18 protein-coding genes are annotated in these 20,872 nt (G+C 34.1%); 3 read left to right on the top strand and 15 right to left on the bottom strand.

Annotated features, from left to right (window positions below; all coding sequences use genetic code 11):
• Positions 1-10: 10 nt before the first annotated feature.
• The gene (aceA, locus tag EDB96_RS04495; protein WP_134139406.1) at positions 11-1,291 is read left to right on the top strand and encodes an isocitrate lyase; all 1,281 of its coding nucleotides are present in this window, start codon (positions 11-13) and stop codon (positions 1,289-1,291) included.
• A 162-nt stretch (positions 1,292-1,453) separates the two neighbouring features.
• Here aceA and EDB96_RS04500 read toward each other — a convergent pair whose 3' ends face one another.
• The 5 genes from EDB96_RS04500 to EDB96_RS04520 form a co-directional block, all read right to left on the bottom strand.
• Entirely contained in the window at positions 1,454-2,029 is a 576-nt protein-coding gene (locus tag EDB96_RS04500) for a Crp/Fnr family transcriptional regulator (RefSeq protein WP_134139408.1), read from the bottom strand.
• Positions 2,029-2,349 carry a DUF6370 family protein gene (locus EDB96_RS04505; RefSeq protein WP_134139409.1) on the bottom strand — a complete coding sequence of 107 codons (321 nt, stop codon included), beginning with the start codon at positions 2,347-2,349 and terminating at the stop codon, positions 2,029-2,031. Before EDB96_RS04505 ends, EDB96_RS04500 begins: the two co-directional genes overlap by 1 nt.
• Positions 2,350-2,352: 3 nt before the next feature.
• Entirely contained in the window at positions 2,353-3,528 is a 1,176-nt protein-coding gene (gene purT / locus EDB96_RS04510) for a formate-dependent phosphoribosylglycinamide formyltransferase (RefSeq protein WP_262712469.1), read from the bottom strand.
• A gap of 402 nt (positions 3,529-3,930) precedes the next feature.
• Positions 3,931-5,805 carry a peptidase U32 family protein gene (locus tag EDB96_RS04515; protein WP_134139411.1) on the bottom strand — a complete coding sequence of 625 codons (1,875 nt, stop codon included), beginning with the start codon at positions 5,803-5,805 and terminating at the stop codon, positions 3,931-3,933.
• A gap of 413 nt (positions 5,806-6,218) precedes the next feature.
• Complete coding sequence (locus EDB96_RS04520) at positions 6,219-6,674, bottom strand: ferritin-like domain-containing protein (protein WP_057117264.1); 456 nt, start codon at positions 6,672-6,674, stop codon at positions 6,219-6,221.
• Positions 6,675-6,877: 203 nt separating this feature from the next.
• Between EDB96_RS04520 and EDB96_RS04525 the strand changes: the two genes are divergently transcribed.
• On the top strand, positions 6,878-7,936 hold the full coding sequence (locus EDB96_RS04525; protein ID WP_134139413.1) for a serine hydrolase domain-containing protein: 1,059 nt from the start codon (positions 6,878-6,880) through the stop codon (positions 7,934-7,936).
• Between the two features lie 60 nt (positions 7,937-7,996).
• Here EDB96_RS04525 and EDB96_RS04530 read toward each other — a convergent pair whose 3' ends face one another.
• Positions 7,997-9,187, bottom strand: coding sequence for a pyridoxal phosphate-dependent aminotransferase (locus tag EDB96_RS04530; protein ID WP_057117259.1), 1,191 nt, complete (start codon positions 9,185-9,187; stop codon positions 7,997-7,999).
• A 70-nt stretch (positions 9,188-9,257) separates the two neighbouring features.
• Complete coding sequence (locus EDB96_RS04535; protein ID WP_057117256.1) at positions 9,258-10,355, bottom strand: fatty acid desaturase family protein; 1,098 nt, start codon at positions 10,353-10,355, stop codon at positions 9,258-9,260.
• A 107-nt stretch (positions 10,356-10,462) separates the two neighbouring features.
• Between EDB96_RS04535 and rsmG the strand changes: the two genes are divergently transcribed.
• A complete protein-coding gene (rsmG, locus tag EDB96_RS04540; protein ID WP_057117253.1) occupies positions 10,463-11,092 on the top strand; it encodes a 16S rRNA (guanine(527)-N(7))-methyltransferase RsmG in 630 nt (209 codons plus the stop codon).
• A 68-nt stretch (positions 11,093-11,160) separates the two neighbouring features.
• On the opposite strand, the gene EDB96_RS04545 is transcribed toward rsmG, so the two are convergent.
• The 8 genes from EDB96_RS04545 to map all read right to left on the bottom strand — a co-directional run bounded on the left by EDB96_RS04545 (position 11,161) and on the right by map (position 20,857).
• On the bottom strand, positions 11,161-11,892 hold the full coding sequence (locus tag EDB96_RS04545) for a hypothetical protein (RefSeq protein ID WP_134139414.1): 732 nt from the start codon (positions 11,890-11,892) through the stop codon (positions 11,161-11,163).
• Positions 11,893-12,147: 255 nt separating this feature from the next.
• The gene (pruA, locus tag EDB96_RS04550) at positions 12,148-13,773 is read right to left on the bottom strand and encodes an L-glutamate gamma-semialdehyde dehydrogenase (RefSeq protein ID WP_057117247.1); all 1,626 of its coding nucleotides are present in this window, start codon (positions 13,771-13,773) and stop codon (positions 12,148-12,150) included.
• A 154-nt stretch (positions 13,774-13,927) separates the two neighbouring features.
• Entirely contained in the window at positions 13,928-14,314 is a 387-nt protein-coding gene (gene apaG, locus EDB96_RS04555; protein WP_008467225.1) for a Co2+/Mg2+ efflux protein ApaG, read from the bottom strand.
• A 79-nt stretch (positions 14,315-14,393) separates the two neighbouring features.
• A complete protein-coding gene (locus EDB96_RS04560) occupies positions 14,394-15,653 on the bottom strand; it encodes a DUF5103 domain-containing protein (protein WP_134139415.1) in 1,260 nt (419 codons plus the stop codon).
• Between the two features lie 75 nt (positions 15,654-15,728).
• Positions 15,729-18,689 (bottom strand): DEAD/DEAH box helicase, encoded by a 2,961-nt coding sequence (locus EDB96_RS04565; RefSeq protein ID WP_243839307.1) that lies wholly within the window; start codon positions 18,687-18,689, stop codon positions 15,729-15,731.
• A gap of 61 nt (positions 18,690-18,750) precedes the next feature.
• Positions 18,751-19,524, bottom strand: a complete 774-nt coding sequence (locus EDB96_RS04570; RefSeq protein ID WP_057117668.1) for a class I SAM-dependent methyltransferase — start codon at positions 19,522-19,524, stop codon at positions 18,751-18,753.
• A 40-nt stretch (positions 19,525-19,564) separates the two neighbouring features.
• Positions 19,565-19,969: a GxxExxY protein gene (locus tag EDB96_RS04575; RefSeq protein WP_134139416.1), complete on the bottom strand. Its 405-nt coding sequence runs from the start codon at positions 19,967-19,969 to the stop codon at positions 19,565-19,567.
• Between the two features lie 69 nt (positions 19,970-20,038).
• Positions 20,039-20,857, bottom strand: coding sequence for a type I methionyl aminopeptidase (map, locus tag EDB96_RS04580; RefSeq protein ID WP_057117239.1), 819 nt, complete (start codon positions 20,855-20,857; stop codon positions 20,039-20,041).
• Positions 20,858-20,872: the final 15 nt, after the last annotated feature.

Below are 20,872 nucleotides of genomic sequence, written 5' to 3' on the forward strand. Positions count from 1 at the left end.
TAAACTATTTATGAAAACAACAGAAGACAGAATTCAGGAATTGATTAACGATTGGATCACGAACCCGAGATGGAAAGGTGTTGAACGTCCTTATACTGCTGCCGAAGTAGTTACGCTTCAAGGTTCTTATCAAATTGAGCATTCTATTGCCAAAATGGGAGCCCAAAAATTATGGAGAAAGTTAAAAAGTCAGGATTATGTTGCGGGGTTGGGCGCGTTAACTGGGAATCAGGCGATTCAAGAAGTTGATGCGGGTTTAGAGGCGATTTATTTGAGTGGCTGGCAAGTTGCTGCTGATGCAAATCTGGCGGGAGAAATGTACCCAGACCAATCACTTTATCCGGTAAACAGCGTTCCGATGGTGGTAAAAAAAATCAATAATGCTTTATTACGTGCCGATCAGATTCAAACTGTAAATGAAATTGAAGATAAAAAAGATTATTTAGTTCCGATTGTAGCCGATGCCGAAGCAGGTTTTGGAGGAAATCTGAATGCTTTCGAATTAATGAAATCGATGATTGAAGCTGGGGCTTCTGGAGTGCATTTTGAAGATCAGTTGAGTTCTGCTAAAAAGTGCGGACACTTGGGCGGAAAGGTTTTGGTGCCAACTCAGGAAGCGATTAATAAATTAATTGCAGCACGTTTGGCTTCGGATGTTATGGGCGTTTCAACTTTAATTGTAGCAAGAACCGATGCTGATGCGGCAAATTTATTAACAAGCGATGCAGACCCAAGAGACAGGAAATTTTTAACAGGTGAAAAAACAGCTGAAGGTTTCTTCTACGTTAAAAACGGAATTGATCAGGGAATTGCAAGAGGTTTAAGCTACGCACCTTACGCTGATTTAATTTGGATGGAAACCAGTAATCCCGATTTAGATTATGCGAGAAAGTTTGCGACGGCGATGAAAAAAGAATTCCCAGATAAGATGCTGGCGTACAACTGTTCTCCATCCTTCAATTGGGCAGCAAAATTAACGGTTGCCGAAATGGAAACGTTCAGGGAAGATTTAGCTGCAATGGGATATAAATTCCAATTTATTACTTTGGCAGGATTCCATGCTTTGAATACCAGTATGTTCGAATTGTCAAAAGCCTATAAAGAACGCGGCATGGCAGGATATTCTGAATTGCAGGAAAGAGAATTCGCTTTACAAAAAAACGGATTCCGAGCGGTAAAACACCAAGCGTTCGTTGGAACTTCTTATTTTGATGCGGTTCAAAATACCGTAATGATAGGAAAATCAACAATAACCGCGATGAAACATTCTACAGAGGTTGAGCAATTTTAATTCAAAGGCCAGTTCAATGAACTGGTCTTATTTTTAGCCACAGATTTACAGATTAAAAGGATTTCTTTTTGCCACGAATTACACAAATTTCCACGAATTTTATTTCAATTTTAAAGCAATTTAATTAGTGGAAATTTGTGTAATTCGTGGCCAAAAAAAAAATTATTTCTTCAAAAGTCTCGCTTTCATTTTGCTGAAAAATTCAGGCGTTACTCCAATAAAAGACGCAATTTGTTTTTGGGGAACTTTGTGAATTAAGGTCCCGTATTTTTTACTGAATTTTTCGAAACGCTCTTCCGCAGGTAAACTTAAATTATCCATTAATCTTTGCTGATTGGCAACTAATGAATTTTCAATTAGAATTCTGAAAAAGCGTTCCAGTTTTGGAATTTCAAGATACAATTGTTCCTGATTTTCTTTGGATAATGAAACCACTTCTGCTTCTTCCAAAACTTCAATAAAAAGCTGACCTGGTTTTTGCGAAAAATAACTGTACATATCGCTCATCCACCAGCCTTCGCAGGCAAATGAAAGTACATGCTCCACAATATTATCGTTGATATTGAAACTTCGTAAAATTCCCGAATTAACGAAATAAGAGTGTTTGCAAACTTCGCCGGCATTCAATAAAATTGTTTTAGGTTTATAAGTATTCGTTTCTAGCTTAGATAAAAAAAGTGCCTGCTCTTCTAGTGTCAAAGAAACATGTTTAGCAATATTTTCGAGTATTAATGCCATTATTTTTTATCATCTATTAAGGTGAATGAAGTCGCTTTAAATCTATCGTTTACAATTTCTCCTGTAACAGAAGCTTTTCTAACGGCATTGCAAAAACCTTTTTCAGAGTGTGCGTCACCGTGATCATGAATAGTTGTTCCATCTACGAAATACGATTTTCCGTCAATTCGAACGGCCAAATCACAGCTTTTACCTTTCATTCCAAATTGGCATTCTCCGCACGAAGCTTCAACTATTGTTGGTTTGTCAAATTTCTTTTTGGTTTGCGCTTGTGCTGTAATCCCGATAAACAGGAAAAGCGTGAATATAATTTTTTTCATTTCTTAAGAATTTACAATTATTAATTTTGCCGTTTCTTTGGCGCGTTCTGTTACTTTTTCGATTGGAGTTATTAATGAATCATTCGCTAAAACAACGCCCATTCGGCGGTAGGGTCTTGAAGTTGGTTTTCCAAAAATCCTGAAATCAGTTTTTGGCAAAGCAGCGACTTTTTCGATTCCGCTGAAAGTCGGATTTGTAGAATCTTCTGATGCTAAAATTACGGCACTCGCTCCAGCTTTTTCTAAAGTAATCTCGAAAATTGGAAGACTTAAAATTGCACGTAAATGCAGTTCAAACTCATTGAAATTCTGCGTTCCTGCCAAAGTTACCATTCCGGTATCGTGTGGGCGAGGAGAAAGTTCAGAGAAATAAACACCGTCATTGGTTAAGAAAAACTCAACCCCAAAAAGTCCAGCACCTCCAAGCGCTTCGGTGATTTTTTCCGCCATATCCTGTGCTTCGTACAAATCAGCTTCAGAAACTTGCGCCGGCTGCCAGCTTTCCTGATAATCGCCACGTTCTTGTCTGTGCCCAATTGGAGCACAAAATAAAGTTGGATTTCCATTTTGAGTAATCGTCAAAAGCGTAATTTCTGAATGAAAATCTACAAAAGCTTCTACAATCACTTCAATAACATCGCCACGTGAACCTGCAACGGCATATTGCCATGCTTTCTCGATATCGCTTTCTGTTTTTATAGTCGATTGCCCTTTTCCTGATGATGACATTAGGGGTTTTACAACGCATGGAATTCCAACTTCCTGAACGGCTTTTTGTAATTCTTCTGCAGATGTTGCGTATTGATATTTGGCTGTTTTTAAACCTAATTCTTTTGCGGCTAAGTCGCGGATTGCCTTACGGTTCATGGTAAAGTTTGCAGCTTTCGCTGAAGGAACAACCGTAATTCCCTGCTTTTCGTAATCGTAAAAACGTTCGGTGCGAATGGCTTCTATTTCTGGAACTATAAAATCGGGTTTGTGTTTGGCTACGATTCGGTCTAAAGCTTCGCCGTCAAGCATATTGATGACTTCAAATCCGTGAGCAACTTGCATTGCCGGCGCATTTTCGTAACTGTCAACTGCGATTATTGTTTGTCCGATTCGTTGCGCGGCAATGACAAATTCTTTGCCTAATTCGCCTGAACCTAGGAGTAGTATTTTCATTTTGGAGTGTTGTATTGTTTGAGTAGTAAAAGTACAGAAAAATGCTTTTAACCGCAAAGTTCGCAAAGAATTACGCGAAGAACGCAAAGTTTTTGTTTTTAAGTTAAAATAAGGTTCATAGAGGTTTCACGCAGATTTTGCAGATCGAGCAGATTTTTTTTAATTTGAAATTTAATTTTTAGGTAAAGTAACCGTATAGTTTGTCATTTCGATCCCGAGGCTTCGGGATCGAAATGACAAGATTGTGAGAAATTATAAATATAAAAGTTCTTGTTAATTCGTTTGCGTGAGGGATAGAAGTGGAAAGCCCACAGCCTGACGAAGGAAGTGCGAGGACTTGTAACGGATAGCCCGACCCGGAGGGACACGCCCAAAATAAAAAACCGATACTTCTTTTAAAAAGTATCGGTTTGTATTTTAATGAAAATGATCTTCTTCAATCTCAAATTCAGCATCTTTTTCCCAGATTTCCATTTCACAAGGTTTGCAATTGAATTTTAGTTTATACTCTAATTCACCTTGCTTTAGTACTAATGGTTCTTTTACCTTAACACCCACTATATCTTTTTGATGTATCGGACATTTTTTTAATTCGTATTTGATGCAATATTTGGTTGTCATTACACGAGATTTTCCTGGATCCCATTGCAATTCGAATGCTTTTTCGATTTCGGTAACACCGTGACGTTCGTAGAATTTACGAGCTGTTTTGTTCGAAACATTGTACATGAAATCTAATTTTGTTTCAGGATACGGATGTGAAGTTTTTACCAATTGGTGTTCTTCGCGTTTGTAGTTCGCCAAACGAATTTCAGTTAACTGATCGTAAACAGTTCTTCGCATTTCGTTGATTTTTGAAATAGGAAGGAACCAGTTTTGAGAAAACATAATATTGATTTCATTAGCAGTATAAGGTGTGAAACCTGTTTTTGCCAATTGTGTTTTTATATTTTCTTCAATTGATTCGCCAGTTTTAGTCTGTTCTTTTGGGTGTTCTAAAGTAACGGTGCTTACATTTCCGTCTTCATCGGTTGCGATTAATTCGAAACCAGTTTCTGTTTCAGTAAGTAATAAAGTGGTACTTAATTTACGAACCGCACTGTCTTCTCTTTCTACAATTTTGATGAAAGCGGCGTCGTTATTTCTATAGATGAAAGTTCCATCTTTAACTTCTTTTAAAACGTTTGGATATATTTTACCGTTTTCGGCTTTGTTTACGTAGATTCCGTCGGCTTCGTTGTTTTCGTTGATGAAACAAAGTCCGTCACCGTTATTTAGCAATTCGCCGTTTTCGATTTCGTAAGCGTTTCCAACAGTTCGAATTAATTTACCAATATACTGGCCTTTAGATTTTGGGCTTTCCCAAGAACCAATCGAGCTGTGTCTGTCGTTTACGAAATAATCAGTATAACCACGGTTGAAAGTTCTGCTTAGAGAAGAATCAAAGGTGTAGGTACAAGTTCCCGAAGAAGCTTTCATGTATTTTTCGCTTCCAGCTCCTTCTAAAAAGCTGTCTAGTTTTTGACGTAAGTAAGAAACGTTGTTTTTAACATAAACAACATCTTTTAATCTTCCTTCAATTTTAAAAGAAACAATTCCGGCTTCAATCAAATTCGGAATTTGTTCTGAAATATCTAAATCTTTTATCGAAAGTAAGTGACTGTTTCTGATTAAAGTTTCTCCGTTTCCGTCGATTAAGTTATACGGTAAACGACAGTTTTGCGCACAAGAACCACGGTTGGCGCTGCGTTCTCCGTTGGCTACACTCATATAACAATTCCCGCTGAATGAAACACATAAAGCTCCAGTTACGAAAAATTCTAATTCAACATCAGCATGATCGTAAATTGTTTTAATTTGGTGCAGGTTCAATTCACGTGCTAAAACCACACGTTTGATTCCGGCATCTTTAAGGAATTTAATTTTATCGGCATCACGATTATTGGCTTGTGTACTGGCGTGAAGTACGATCGGAGGTAAGTCCATTTCCATAATTGCCATATCCTGAATAATCAGGGCATCGACACCAATATCGTATAATTCCCAAATCATTGAGCGACACGTTTCCAGTTCGTTATCGTACAATATGGTATTCATTACAACAAAAACCTGAGCATTAAATAAATGCGCATATTGTACCAAAGCGGCAACATCTTCAATAGAATTGTTGGCATTAGAACGCGCACCAAACTGCGGTGCACCAATATAAACTGCATCGGCGCCACTGTTTATGGCGGCCATTCCTCCAATTAAATCTTTAGCAGGAGCTAATATTTCAATTTTCTTCTTCATTTTTAGAACTTTAGGCTTTTGTGGTATTCACGGAAAAAAGTTTGCAAAGTTCTTATAAATATTTCGAGTTTGCTAATGATGGAGGGATTTTTTTGAAATTGTTAACTTAATATGGAATGATGATGATTAAGAGAATATTTTTGAGATTTAACCTAATAGGAAAAGAATATCCCGCAGTAAATCCCCGAAAGAATATTCAGAAGCAAGGTTTCTGCAGAAAGAAACTCAAATTTCTATATATTTTTTTGGTTCCAATGCAAGTCCAGACTTATGAAAATATAGGGTAAAATACCTTATTTAATATTTCATATACTACGAAAAATAATATTTATTTTTCAGTTTTAAAACAAAAAAACCGCCCGATCCTAAAACCGAGCAGTTTTCAAAAAAAAAAGCATGAATCGATCGATCGATTAATTCGCTCTCATTTTAATTTGTGATAATGTGTTTTGAATACTGTTTAACTGTTTTGAAACAACTGAAACTTGGCTGTATTCAAGATGGTTTTCTTCGAGTGCCATTTTGTATTTTTCAATTGCAGCTTCTTCACCTGTAACGCAAGCATTAATGATAGCTTCTGTATCTCCTCCTGTAAATGATGATTTAATATCAATCCATGCACGATGTAAGGCTCCTAATGGTCCACCGCCAGAAGTATCTGTTGATTTTCCTAATTTATTGATCTCGTCTTGTAATTCAACAATAAATAAAGCTCTTTCTCTAGCATATTCTAGAAAGTCAGTTTTCATTGCTGGATTTTCTACGTGCTCTGCAGCGTTGGTATATCCTAATTTTCCGTCTTCAAGAATTGAAATTAATCCTTCTAAAGTTTTAACTGCTTCTTTTGTGGTTTCATCTGTATGTATCATGACTAATAGTTTTTAAATTAATACATTACAAAGTTGGCAATTATTAATCGGTCTGTTTTACAGGATTATAGCTGAGGTTTTACAATATTGTGGAATGGGAATTTTGAAAGTTATATTTTTTCGATTTTTACAAATTAGCAGATGTTGTAACCAAAAAATGACTTAAGTCGTCAAAAGGTTATCAATCATTAATCAATAAAAAAATGAAATCATTATTACAATACGTTCTCGCTTTATTTTTAGTTTTCAGTTCGAGTGTTTTTTCTCAAAAACTAGAAGCTAAAATTGATAGTATTATAACTGCAAAATTTAAACCTGAAATTCCCGGAGCTGTTTTTTTGGCTGCAAAAAACGGAAAAGTGGTATACAGAAAAGCATTTGGAATGGCAGATTTGGAACTGAATGTTAAAATGAAACCAGAGTTTATTTTTGAAATAGGTTCAATTACTAAACAGTTTACAGCCATTTCTGTTTTAATGCTGGCGGAGCAAGGGAAACTCAATTTGAACGATGAAATCACAAAATTTATTCCAGATTATCCAACAAATGGAAATGTAATTAAAATACATCATTTGCTTACTCATACTTCTGGAATTAAAGATTTTACAAGTATGAAATCTATAAAAAATATTGCCAGAGAAGATTTGTCCCCAAAAGAATTGGTAGACTTTTTTAAAGATGAACCAATTGATTTTAAGCCTGGAGAACAATATAAGTATTGCAATTCTGGATATGTCCTTTTAGGTTATATTATCGAAATTGTATCGGGACAAACATATCGTGATTTTATAAGTGAACGCATTTTCAGGAAAATAGGAATGAATAATACTTTATATGCTAGTCATGAGAGAATAATTAAAAACAGGGTTTCAGGTTACCGTGATAAACAAGGTTATGTAAATAAAAATTATATTAGTTTTTCTATTCCTTATGCAACGGGTGCAATAATGTCTAATGTAGATGATATGCTAAAATGGCAAAATGCTCTTAATAAGAATGTATTACTAAGTTCTGAATTTACTGAAAAAGCTTTTACTAATTATCAATTAAATAATGGGACAAAGATTGATTATGGATATGGCTGGCACTTAGAAAAAATAAAAGATAAAGTCGTGCGCGAACATGGAGGAAGTATTTTTGGTTTTAAATCGATGGGGATTTACGAACCTTCTGAACAAATTTATGTTATTGGTTTGAGTAATTGTGAATGTAATTCTCCAACTTTAATTACAACAGCTGTTGCTTCACTTTTAATAGATTAAAATTAAAAAGGGTATTTTAAAAAAATACCCTTTTTAATTTTTTACTTATGAGATAGTATATTAAGCAGTCAAAGCTTCTTTGATTCTGCGTAATGCTTCTTTTAAAATGTCGTCGCTTGTTGCGTAAGAGAAACGAATACAATTTGGATTTCCGAAAGCGTCTCCAGTAACAGTTGCCACGTTTGCTTCTGCTAAAAGATACATCGAAACATCGTTTGCATCTTTAATCTCAGTTCCTTTTAAAGTTTTTCCGAAGAAAGAAGAAACATCTGGGAAAACGTAAAATGCACCTTCTGGAACGTTGATTTTAATTCCTGGAATTTCTTTTAGTAATCCAACAACTAAATCTCTACGTGTGTGGAAAGCTTGAACCATGTGGTTTAATACACTTGGATCTGCGTCTACAGCTGTAATTGTAGCACGTTGAGCCACAGAATTTGCTCCTGATGTTACTTGCCCCTGAATTTTTGTACACGCTTTTGCAATGAATTCTGGAGCACCTATGTAACCAATTCTGTAACCTGTCATAGCAAATGCTTTTGCAACTCCGTTTACAGTAATTGTTCTGTCTAACATTCCTGGAATTGAACCGATACTGCAGAAAGTTCCTGAGAAATTGATGTGCTCATAAATCTCATCGGCAACTACATATATATTTGGGTGTTTTTCTAAAACTTTTGCTAGAGCTGTTAATTCTTCTCTGCTGTAAACAGATCCTGAAGGGTTACAAGGAGAAGAGAACCACATCATTTTTGTTTTTGGTGTGATAGCAGCTTCTAATTGCTCTGGTGTAATTTTGAAATCTGTTTCTACAGATGTTGGAACTTCAACTGGAACTCCGCCAGAAAGTTTTACGATTTCGAAATAAGAAACCCAGTATGGTGCTGGTAAAATAACTTCGTCACCATCATTTAACATTACTTGTGCAATGTTGTATAAAGATTGTTTTGCTCCTGTAGAAACTACGATTTGAGTTGGTTTATAATCTAATCCGTTGTCTCTTTTGAATTTTCTGCAGATTGCTTCTCTCAATTCTAAATAACCTTCTACTGGAGAATATGTGCTGTAATTTTCGTCGACTGCCTTTTTTACTGCTTCTTTAATGAAGTCTGGTGTATTAAAGTCAGGTTCACCTAAACTTAAACTGATAATGTCTTTTCCCTGCGCTTTTAATTCGCGTGCCAAAGCAGCCATTGCTAAAGTTTGTGATGTCGCAAGGTTGTTAATTCTGTCTGAAAGAATATGGTTCATTATAAAAATTTTGAATGTCCTTAATTTCAACTTTAATTAAGGAAGGTTAATTATTAATAGATTTTTTAGTTTAAACAGATAATTCAGGCTTCATTCCTAATTCACGTAAATGCTTAAAGTGAGCTACAATAGCACTTCGCATTGTTTTGTACTCATAATAAGGCAGGTTGCATTCTTTTGCAGTTTCCTTTACGATTTTTGCAATTTTACCATAGTGAATGTGACTGATGTTTGGAAAAATATGATGTTCGATTTGGTGATTTAATCCACCTGTGTACCAGTTTACAATTGCATTTTTTGGTGCAAAATTAGTTGTAGTATACAATTGGTGAACAGCCCATGTATTGTCCATTTCTCCTAATTCATTTGGAGAGGGATTTGTTGTATGATCTACAACGTGTGCCAATTGAAATACAACACTAAGAATTAATCCAGCTGTATAATGCATTACAAAAAAGCCAATTAGCACTTTCCACCAAGTAATTCCAATTACCATTGGTAAAACAATCCAAATTGAAATATAAATAAGTTTAGTGATGATCAAAGTTGTCCAAAGAATTTTTGGGCTTTTTGGTTCTCCGTAAGATAATTTTCTTTTCAGATAATTTCTCATTTGCTTAAAATCGGTTGTGATTGCCCAATTGAAAGTCAATAAACCGTATAAGAAAACAGAATAATAATGTTGAAAACGGTGAAAACTATGCCATTCTGCATGTTCTGTAAAACGAATAATTCTTCCAGCGTCTAAATCTTCGTCGTGTCCAGGTATATTAGTATAAGTATGGTGAAGTACATTATGCTGTACCTGCCAGTTGTAAACATTTCCAGCAAGAACATAAATGGTTCCTCCCATAAATTTATTGATCCAGCTTTTATTCGAATAGGAACCGTGATTTCCATCGTGCATTACATTCATTCCAACTCCAGCCATTCCGATACCAATTACGATTGATAAAAGGAGCATTACCCAAAAAGGCATGTCTAATGTAAGGATTAAAAAATACGGAGTTAAAAAAACTGCGAATAGAATAACGGCTTTTAAGTGTAACTTCCAGTTTCCAGTTTTCTGAATGTTGTTTTCCTTAAAGTAATTGTTTACCCGAGAGTTAAGTGTCCTGAAAAATTTCAGATTGTCTTGCCTTGCAAATGTAGGTGCAGTGTTATTCATAATTATTTTAAATAGTTTTCAAAGGTAATTATTATAAATTCTCAATTTGCAAAATTGAGTTAAATATTTCAATCGTAAAGTAGTACTTTTGTTAAAAATTTACAGCAATGGATGAGATATTGAAATATTTTCCAAATTTGACCGATCTTCAAATCGAACAATTTCAAAAATTAGACTTTTTATACCACGATTGGAATGAGAAAATCAATGTGATTTCTCGTAAAGATATTGATTCATTATATACAAAGCATATTTTGCATTCGTTAGGAATTGCAAAAATTATGAAGTTTGAACCTGGGGCAACTGTTCTTGATGTTGGAACTGGCGGCGGTTTTCCTGGAATTCCGTTAGCGATCCTTTTTCCGGAAACTCGTTTTTATTTAATTGATGTTATCGCTAAAAAAATAAAAGTAGTTCAAGGTGTTGTTGATGCATTAGAATTGAAAAATGTAAAAGCAGAACAAAAACGTGCCGAATTGGTAAAGGGAGATTTCGATTTTATAGTGAGCCGAGCGGTAACTAATATGCCGGATTTTGTTTCTTGGATAAAAGATAAAATTAAGAAACAGCATAAACACACTTTAAAAAATGGAATTCTATATTTAAAAGGCGGTGATTTAGCCGAAGAATTAAAAGATTTTCCAAATGCAACTTTATACGATTTGGCTGCAATATTTGATGATGAATTTTTTGAAACCAAAAAGGTGGTGCATCTTCCTTTAAAATTCAAACCATAAATGAATAAAAAACAATAACCCGCAAAGAATTCTTTACGGGTTATTTTTTGAATTAATAGTTGTTACTACTAAGATGCTTTTCTAGAAAAATCTAAAAAAGGATTTGCTTTAAGATCTAGGTTATCTATAAAATTATGAATTGCATTTTCTGATGCTTCATTGCTATATTTAAATTCTGAATCAAAGAAAAACTCACGAGAGATTACTGGCTCATTTGATGAATTGTATACAGCTTCATCTGTTTCGTCCAAAGCTGTATTTCTGTAACTGCAAGGATGGGTATTCATTAATGTTGTTATGGTTTGACTGAACCATTTATCAAATTTTTTCTTTTTTGGAGTAATATGGCGTGCCAGTAAAACTAGACCTACAAGTTCATTTTGTAAAAAGTATGACCCTTTTCTATATCTCACATCAATCATTCTTACGTTCATAAGTGCAATCCATAGAGCACCATTTACTGCACCTGTGGCTGAAATTTCCAAATCTGTATCAAACAATAAAGGATTAGTTTGCTCACGATTGCTTATAGAACACCAAAGAGCTTCAATACGCTTCTGTGTATCACACGTTGCTTGAGTGTAACCTGTAAAACGCCAATAAACCCATTCTAATAACGCAGCAGTTAATCCGATTGAACCTTTATGATTAATTTGCATTAAAGTATTTTCTAAATCTTCATTTCCTTCAATTGGATCTAATAACTGATCTATTTTCTTTTTTGTCCATTTAAAATCAATAGGATGTCCAATGCTTTTTGAGTCCATTATTACTTTAGGAACATTGTTTAAATTTCTCATATCTTTTTTTTGTTTTACTTAAACTTGAATTTATTGGGACAAATTTAAAGGGGTCGGTATTTAAAAAAAGGCACAAGAAGTTTTAAAAGTATTAAAATAAGCTTTTTGCAATCTCTACTTTGTTGAAAATCAACATTATAAGAAAAGTACTACAAAATGTAATTGTAAGTCAATTGTGAACATCCTAACTAAAAAAACAAAAGCTGAACATTTTTAAATGGTTCAGCTTTTGGTAATATTTAAATATAAGATTTATTATCCTAAGAATGGGTATCTGTAATCTTCTGGAGTTACAAAAGTTTCTTTGATAGTTCGTGGAGAAGCCCAACGTAATAAGTTCAATGCAGAACCTGCTTTATCGTTAGTTCCAGATGCTCTTGCACCTCCAAAAGGCTGCATTCCTACAACAGCTCCAGTTGGTTTATCATTAATGTAGAAGTTACCAGCAGCATTTTGCAATTTCGTTGTTGCTACTTCAATAGCATAACGATCTTGGCTAAATACAGCTCCAGTTAAAGCATATTCAGAAGTAGTATCAACTAATTCTAAAGTCTCTTCCCATTTTGCATCTTCGTAAACATAGATCGTAATTACTGGTCCGAATAATTCGGTTTCCATTGTAGTATATTTTGGATTTGTAGTTACAATAACAGTTGGTTCAATAAAGTATCCAACAGATTTATCGTAATTTCCACCAACAATGATTTCAGCGTCAGCATCTTTTTTAGCTTGGTCGATATAACTAGCTAATTTATCAAAAGAACCTTCGTGGATAACTGCTGTAATGAAGTTTCCAAAATCTTCTGGAGATCCCATTTTCATAGATTTTACGTCAGCAATTAATTGTTCTTTTACAGCTGGCCATAAACTTTGCGGAATATAAGCTCTTGAAGCTGCAGAACATTTTTGACCTTGGAATTCAAATGCACCACGAGTAATTCCTGTAGCAACTTGTTTTACGTTTGCGCTTGGGTGTGCAATGATGAAATCTTTACCACCTGTTTCACCAACGATTCTTGGGTAAGTTTTATAATTTTGGATGTTTGCGCCAATTTTAGCCCAAATATCTTTAAATACATGAGTAGATCCTGTAAAGTGAACACCAGCAAAATCACGGCTAGCTAAAACAGTATCTGTAATCATTAGAGCATCTCCAAAAACTACGTTGATAACTCCGTCAGGAACACCAGCTTCTTTGAAAACATCGATGATGATTTTTGCAGAAAACACCTGGCTGTCACTTGGTTTCCAAACGACAACGTTACCCATCATTGCAGCACTTGCCGGAAGGTTTGCAGCAATAGCAGTAAAGTTAAAAGGAGTAATTGCATAAATAAAACCTTCTAAAGGTCTATATTCTACACGGTTCCAAACAGTAGAATCTGATTTTGGCTGATCGTTGTAGATTTGAGTCATAAACTCAACATTGTAACGTAAAAAGTCAATTAATTCGCAAGATGCGTCGATTTCTGCTTGATGAATATTTTTAGATTGACCAATCATTGTAGCTGCGTTGATACGAGCTCTGTATGGTCCTGCGATAAGTTCTGCAGCTTTTAAGAAAATAGCAGCACGTTGTTCCCATGCCATGTTTGCCCAAGCATGTCTTGCTTCAAGTGCATTAGCAATCGCTTTTTCTATATGTTGTTTTTCAGCTAAATGATATTTTCCAACGATGTGTTTGTGATCATGTGGCGCTGTGATATTTTTTGTGTTTCCAGTTCTGATTTCTTCGCTTCCAATATATAAAGGAACGTCAATTTGAGAATTCCACAATGTGGTATACGCAGCTTGAACAGCTGCCTTTTCTGGCGAGTTCGGTGCGTATCCTTTTACAGGCTCGTTTACCGCTTTTGGTACATGAAAAAATCCTTTAAGCATGTTATTTAAAATTAGATTATTAGATAATTTAAGTTAGACGATTTGAGTTTTGTTACGAATAATCTAACGCTGCACAAAAGTACAAAGGATAAATTAATAAATTGATAATTTTATGATTAAGATAACGATAAAAAAGACAGAAGTAAAGTATGTCTTAATTTAGAGCAAAAGGAGCACACATTCTAAAAGTAGGAACTATTACTTTAAATGTTTTTGTAGTAGTAAAATTGATCATATTAAAATGACCTTTCATTGCACCGTAAGGAGATGATAATAAACAGCCTGAGCTATAAGTATGGTTTTCGCCTGGTTTTAAAACAGGTTTTTTGCCAATTACACCTTCACCATCTACAACTTCTAGATCGTTTAGAGAATCAAAAATTTCCCAGTGACGTGAAGTTAATTGTACCGAATCTTTACTATGATTTTCGATTGTAACTACATAACTAAAGGCAAAGTGAATCTTATAGTTTTTGAAGTAAGTACCTTCAAAACTAGTTAAAACCGATATTTTTATGCCTCGTGTTATTTGAGAAACCATACTAACCTAGTAAATCTGTGTGCGTTATAGGTACAAAGCTACGAAAAAAATCTATGAATCCTAAAACCTTAACAATGTTTTAATTAACGATGTTTATTGAGTTTGCGTTTCCTTTTCCAATAACTCGCTGGTAACGATCTGTTGCTTCTTTATAATAAACCAGAATTGTGTACTCGTTTTCAGTTTGATAAAAGTTTCCGTCTATAGCATTTTCATAATCGATAACACCCTTTTTATCAGCAACCGTATATTGAAAATTAGTAAATCCCTGCTTGATCATAACAGCTTTTTCAAAAACGCCTTTATCAGTGTTATAATCCATTTTATATTCTGGAGAAAGACTATAATTATTAAACATTCCAGTAATATAGATGTCTTTGTTTAGTCGAAAGGCAGGTGCAGAAAGCGAGAAATAAACCCAGGCATAATCTGCTTCAATGTCATTATTAGAACCATTAATGTTCTTAACAACAAAATTTCCGTTTACATCTTCATAATTGGTGTAAATCTGGTTTCCTCGTGCTTGATTCGTATACAAATAGGCATTATAAATATCATTATTGGCACCTACACGGCCCACATTATTATTTGCCGCACGAATATCTTTGTTTTCAAAATATAAAAATTCATTCCCGCCCCAAAATTGAGTTTCGGCATCATATTTATAAACCAATTGATTTCCAATTGTGTATTGCGGAACGATATTTTTAATGGCCGTATTGAAATTTCCATTCTGTAATAAAAGTACTTTTACATTTTGTGTTGGAGTTTGAAAAGTAATGTCATTTGAAACAATAGAAAAATCGAGATTCTGTTTGTAATCAATATTGCTAAGGTTTCTACTTCTTTTTACTTGAGCGGCAACAGTACAATGCGAATCGTATAAAATAAATTTTCTCGAAAAAACAACTTCTTTATCTTCATTTAAAATCTTCAAAATATAATTTCCCGACAAGCGTATTTGTGTGGTAAATTGATTAGGGAAGGGAAGACGGTAATGAGAATAAACCTGAAGCGTATTAAAAGAATTGGAATAATCTGTAATTCTTTGATTGTCAAAACCGCGAATATAATCTGTTTTAGGAATATCAGTTGGTTTCCAATTATAATCGCAATGCGTAACTTCAAAATAATAATTGGCTTCATTTCCAAACAAATCATCAAATTGAAATTCAAATGTCGATCCTAATTCAAAAATCGGAACTACATTACTGCCATTTTGGACAAAAGTAACCGTTTTAATATTATAAGGAGGAACGACTTCAGTTTGTGTTTCCTGTGCTTTCGCGAATGTAAAAATAAAAAGCGCAATTAAGCTTTGATATAAAAATTTTGGCATCTTATTACGTTGTAAGATTGTAAATATAAGAATTTTATTAAACGTAAGAAGATGCCATTTATTGGATTGAGAATTTTAAGAATTCAGAATGTAATCTAAATTAGCTTCAATTTCATCGTTAATATAACTTTCTTCCAAAAGGGAATCAGACAGCAGTTTTTTGTTTTCCTGTAGTTTGATTATTTTTTCTTCAACTGTATTTTTCGAAATAAATCGAATTACATTTACTTTATTCAACTGCCCTATACGATGCGCTCTGCCGACTCCCTGCTTTTCAGCAAAAGGATTCCACCATGGATCTAAGAATAAAACATATGACGCTTTCGTAATATTCAAGCCAACACCGCCGGCTTTAAGCGAAATGAAAAACAACAAAGGATTTTCTTTTTCCTGAAATAAATTGACCTGCTGCTCTCTTTTACTCGCAGGAGTTTCGCCTGTAATTTCACAATAATCTATTTTGTTTTCTTTGCACCAATCGGTATAAAAACTCAAATTGGTAACAAACGAACTGAAAATGATTACTTTTTGTTTTGCTTTTACTAAATTCTCCAGATAATTGGTAGCCGCGATGTATTTTCCAGAATCAATTTCCGAGTCTTTATCTACCATTTTTGGGTGATTGCTCAGCTGTCTCAACTTCATCAATGTATTGATAATGCTAATTTTATCTGGACTTGATCCATCTGTTTTTAGTAAAAAGTTACGCGCTTTAGATTTTTCTTTTTCGTATAATTTTTCCTGTTCCGGATCCATGTCGCAGTAATAAATCTGTTCTGATAATTCTGGTAAATCCTTTAAAACTTGTTCTTTGGTTCGTCTCAAAATGTAAGGCTGAACGAGATTTTTCAATTCAGATAAAACTTCTTCATTTTGTTTTTTCTCAATCGGGATTTTAAAATTTTCTGCGAAAAAATTATAAGTTCCCAAAACATCTGGATTTATAAACTGCATCTGAGACCATAAATCGTCAAGCGAATTTTCGATAGGAGTACCGCTTAATGCAATTTTGTGAGCTGTGCTTATTTTGTTTATCGCTTTAAAAATTTTAGAGTTTTTGTTTTTAATGTATTGACTTTCGTCTAAAATTAAATAGCGGAAATCGTATTTCTCTAAAATTGCAATATCGCGATATATGATGCTGTAACTTGTAAAAATTAAATCGGTCGACGCTAATCTATGCGCTAATTGTTTTCTGTCATTACCCACATACTGCATTTTTGAAAAATGCGGTGTAAATTTTCCCGCTTCGTTGTACCAGTTAAAAACCAATGAAGAAGGTAAAACGATAAGAGTTTTTAGCGGTTCTCTTTCGATTGTCGTTTCATTGGCAAACAAATCAAAATTCGTAGTTTTTGTGGTAAATCCTAATTGCTCTTGCACAGCAACCAAAACGGCTAAAGTCTGTAAAGTCTTTCCAAGTCCCATATCATCGGCTAGGCAGGCGCCTAAATTCGAATTGAAATGCCCCAAAAGCCATTTTACCCCATCAATTTGATACGGTCTTAAAGTTGCCTTTAACAAATCTGAAGATTTATATTCGGCCTTGTAAGTCACATCGTCTTTAATTTCTGGAATTGCATCCAAAGCAGTAAAATTACTTTTACGCAAAAGAAGATTTCCATTTTCTGTTTTAGCCAATTTAGCCAGAGAACTGTATTTGCTGAACCATTCTAAAGGAATCAGAAAATAATTTCCGTCGGGTAGTAAAAAGAGTCTTTCTTTGCTTTTTATATTCGGAATAATTTCGCTGAAATTGATCTTATAATTCCCAATTGTAATGATTATTTTAATGTCAAACCAATCTCCATTGGTATCTTTTGATGCCGAAACAATATGGTTTTCTGTAATGATTTCTTTGCTTTCGACTTTTAAATTCTGAATTGTAAATCCGAGATTTTCAAGTTCTTCTTTATGATCAATAACAAAGTGAATATTCAGAAAAGGATCAGGATTTTCGATTTCTGAATTCAATCCGTAGAATTCATTTTTAATTACGCTTAAACCAAGTTCTTCTAATTTTTCTGTGTAAAAAGTCTCTTCTGTACTTCTTTTAAATTGAATAATTTTTGGCTGATTGGCAATGCTGAAATCAACAAACGAATGTGATTTTTTTGTTTTAGAAGCATCAAAACAATAACCGTCATAATCAAAATAAAGATTGAGATAATAACAGTTTTTAAAGAAGTCGTGAACGGGCTGGATCGTGCACGAAATAATTTTATCGCGATTTTCGACTTCAAAACCAGTTGCTTCAATATCTATTTTTTTGGCTATTTCTGGAATAAAACTTTTAAAGTAATCATCCACTAATTTTGATGGAATTTCAATTGAATTTTTCTTTAAGAAAGGCATTAGTTTTTTCGCATTAAGCTCCTTTAGTTGTCCTAGTTTTTTATTGACAACCAACCAGCCCGGCTCGTCCAAAAGAATATCAATATTGTTATTCATTGGTAAAAAAGCCGTTTCGTTTTCTTTTAAGGAAAGGGTGTAGGTAATGCCTTCAGGGTGTTTGTCGAATTGAATTTGAGGTTCGAAAATCAAAGGATTAACAGCAACTCTTGAGCGATAAAAATCCTTTTCAGGTCCGATGTTAAGAGACAGTGGAAATTGTTCTTGAACTATCAGATTATAAAATGAACTTAAATGGAATTTTAAATGCTGACGGATCGCAAAATCAATTTTAGAATCTTTTTGAAGATCAGCAATTGTCTTTGCCGATTTTATTTTAGCGCTGAATTTTTTAAAAATGAATTCAGGTTTTAAAGATTCGCAGGCTGTAAGGATCTTTTTTGTATTAGAATCTAAATCTTCAAAAGCAATTCCGAAACTTTCTATAACTCCAGTGGTCGCTTTCTTATTTAAATATTTGATTTCATCGGTATCTTCAACGATATAAGCTGTTGGAAGAAATGTATTCAGATTTTTTTCAAAGCTGATGTCAAAGCAAAATTGAAATGATTTTGTAGGTTTCAAGATTTCAGGTTTGGTTGGGTTGTATTTTTGTAAAGGCTTATAAAAGTAAAAAGTTTTCAAATTATTGCTATTTTGAAAACTTTTTAAATGAACTTATGTCAGTTTTATGTTGAAAAACGGTTTAGTTTTCAGGTTTAAAACAAAGGGGGATAATTTCACCTTTTGCTAAACAATATTTTTCAACCAATTCTGGTGCAATTTTATTGGTGTAATCTTCTTCAATTACGATAAAGCCAATGCTTCTTAATTTATCGAAATAATCGCGTCCGTAAATACGAACGTGATCGTATTGGCCAAATATTCTAGCGCGTTCTTTTTGATCTGTAATCGAATCATCTGCGAAAGTAACTTCACGGTTTAAATCTTGTGGAATTTGTAAAATCGCCATTCCGCCTGGTTTTAAAACGCGGAATAATTCCTGCATCGCTTTTGTATCATCTGGAATATGTTCTAAAACGTGGTTACATAAAATGACATCATATTCGTTGTCTTTAAAAGGAAGGTTACAAATATCTGCTTTTACATCTGCAAGAGGTGAAAACAAATCGGTTGTGGTATAATCCAGATTTTTCTGCTTGCGGAATAATTTATAAAAAGCCTGTTCTGGAGCAAAATGAAGCACTTTTTTTGGTGCTGTAAAAAAATCAGTCTGATCGTTTAAATACAACCACAGCAAACGATGTCTTTCTAACGAAAGTGTGCTTGGCGAAAGCACATTGTTACGTTGTTTCCCATATCCGTAAGGCAAAAAAGATTTAAAGCTTCTGCCGTCAATTGGATCTGTAAATTTATCTCCTCTTAAAGAGAAAGCTAAAATAGGACGCGCCACATAACTCAAACGAATTAATAATGGACGTGGAATGGTATTAAGTACTAATTTGAAAAGTTTTTTCATGGGGCTTTTTCGCAGAGTTACACAAAGTAGGCACAGAGCTTCACAAAGTGTTTATAAATCTTTTTATATTGTTTTTTAATATTTTTGAATCAAAATTAATAAGTAATCCTAATGGATAATTTCCGAGTTTCAAATATGTTAGTATTTGCGCAAAATGGACATCAGTAAAAGCTTCAACAGTTTTTAATTCAATTACTATTTTATTTTCTATCAGTAAATCAATTCTATATCCGTGGTCTAATTTTATGTCTTTATAGATTATAGGCAAAGCTTTTTGTTTTTCAACAATTAAGCCAGAATTCTTAATCTCATAATACAAACATTCCTGATAAGCAGATTCTAATAAACCAGGACCTAATTGTCTGTGAACCTCAATTGCTAAACCGATAATTTTATACGAAATAGCATCCAGTTCATCTTGAGAGACTAAATTTTGAGAATACATTTTAAAAGGCGTATAAATAATTTTTGTGAATCTCGGCGTATATCTTTGTGAATCTCTGTGGAATAGCTCTTACAATACTAATGGCACTTGTCTAAATTCATCTTCTTCATTACTCTCGATTCCTAGCGCTTTGTAGATGTATTGAAAAGTCGATAATAATTCTGGTTTTCCATCAATTAAAGCTACGTCGTGCTCGAAATGCGCACTTGGTTTTCCGTCAGCAGTCAGGATTGTCCAGCCGTCTTTTAATTGTTTGATGTTTCTTGTTCCCATGTTGATCATCGGTTCAATGGCAACAACCATTCCTTCAACAAAAAGTTTTCCGCGTCCGCGTTTTCCGTAGTTTGGCATTTCTGGCTCTTCGTGCATTTTTTGACCTACACCATGGCCAACCAATTCGCGAACAACTCCGTAACCGTGAGCTTCTGTATATTTTTGAATCGCATTTCCAACATCTTCAACGCGATTTCCAGCTTTAAATTCTCTAATCCCAACGTAAAGAGATTCTTTAGTAACTCTTAAAAGTTTTTTTACTTCTGGAGCAACTTCACCAATCTCAAAACTGTATGCATGATCTCCGTGAAAACCGTTTTTAAAAGCACCGCAGTCAACCGAAATTACATCACCATTTTTTAGCGGAACATTATTAGGAATACCGTGAACAACCTGAGCATTTGGACTCATACAAAGAGAATTCGGGAAATCATACAGTCCCAAAAAGCTTGGAACAGCACCGTGATCGCGAATAAATTCTTCGGCTAATTTGTCAAGATATAATGTAGTAACTCCTTCTTTAATTTCAGAAGCAATCATTCCTAATGTTTTTGATACGATTAATGCACTTTCGCGCATTAATTCGATTTCCTCCCTTGTTTTTTGGATAATCATATTTTTCCCATTTTC

The organism is Flavobacterium sp. S87F.05.LMB.W.Kidney.N (genome assembly GCF_004366435.1).
Classification (GTDB): Bacteria; Bacteroidota; Bacteroidia; order Flavobacteriales; family Flavobacteriaceae; genus Flavobacterium.

Excerpts from the sequence above, each read along its gene's own strand:
- pruA (WP_057117247.1), bottom strand. The coding sequence starts at position 13,773 with ATGCTTAAAGGATTTTTTCATGTACCAAAAGCGGTAAACGAGCCTGTA.
- map (WP_057117239.1), bottom strand. The coding sequence starts at position 20,857 with ATGATTATCCAAAAAACAAGGGAGGAAATCGAATTAATGCGCGAAAGT.
- EDB96_RS04530 (WP_057117259.1), bottom strand. The coding sequence starts at position 9,187 with ATGAACCATATTCTTTCAGACAGAATTAACAACCTTGCGACATCACAA.
- EDB96_RS04505 (WP_134139409.1), bottom strand. The coding sequence starts at position 2,349 with ATGAAAAAAATTATATTCACGCTTTTCCTGTTTATCGGGATTACAGCA.
- EDB96_RS04575 (WP_134139416.1), bottom strand. The coding sequence starts at position 19,969 with ATGTATTCTCAAAATTTAGTCTCTCAAGATGAACTGGATGCTATTTCG.
- EDB96_RS04515 (WP_134139411.1), bottom strand. The coding sequence starts at position 5,805 with ATGAAGAAGAAAATTGAAATATTAGCTCCTGCTAAAGATTTAATTGGA.
- EDB96_RS04520 (WP_057117264.1), bottom strand. The coding sequence starts at position 6,674 with ATGATACATACAGATGAAACCACAAAAGAAGCAGTTAAAACTTTAGAA.
- aceA (WP_134139406.1), top strand. The coding sequence starts at position 11 with ATGAAAACAACAGAAGACAGAATTCAGGAATTGATTAACGATTGGATC.
- EDB96_RS04545 (WP_134139414.1), bottom strand. The coding sequence starts at position 11,892 with ATGAGAAATTTAAACAATGTTCCTAAAGTAATAATGGACTCAAAAAGC.
- EDB96_RS04525 (WP_134139413.1), top strand. The coding sequence starts at position 6,878 with ATGAAATCATTATTACAATACGTTCTCGCTTTATTTTTAGTTTTCAGT.
- EDB96_RS04535 (WP_057117256.1), bottom strand. The coding sequence starts at position 10,355 with ATGAATAACACTGCACCTACATTTGCAAGGCAAGACAATCTGAAATTT.
- rsmG (WP_057117253.1), top strand. The coding sequence starts at position 10,463 with ATGGATGAGATATTGAAATATTTTCCAAATTTGACCGATCTTCAAATC.
- EDB96_RS04560 (WP_134139415.1), bottom strand. The coding sequence starts at position 15,653 with ATGCCAAAATTTTTATATCAAAGCTTAATTGCGCTTTTTATTTTTACA.
- EDB96_RS04500 (WP_134139408.1), bottom strand. The coding sequence starts at position 2,029 with ATGGCATTAATACTCGAAAATATTGCTAAACATGTTTCTTTGACACTA.
- apaG (WP_008467225.1), bottom strand. The coding sequence starts at position 14,314 with ATGGTTTCTCAAATAACACGAGGCATAAAAATATCGGTTTTAACTAGT.
- EDB96_RS04570 (WP_057117668.1), bottom strand. The coding sequence starts at position 19,524 with ATGAAAAAACTTTTCAAATTAGTACTTAATACCATTCCACGTCCATTA.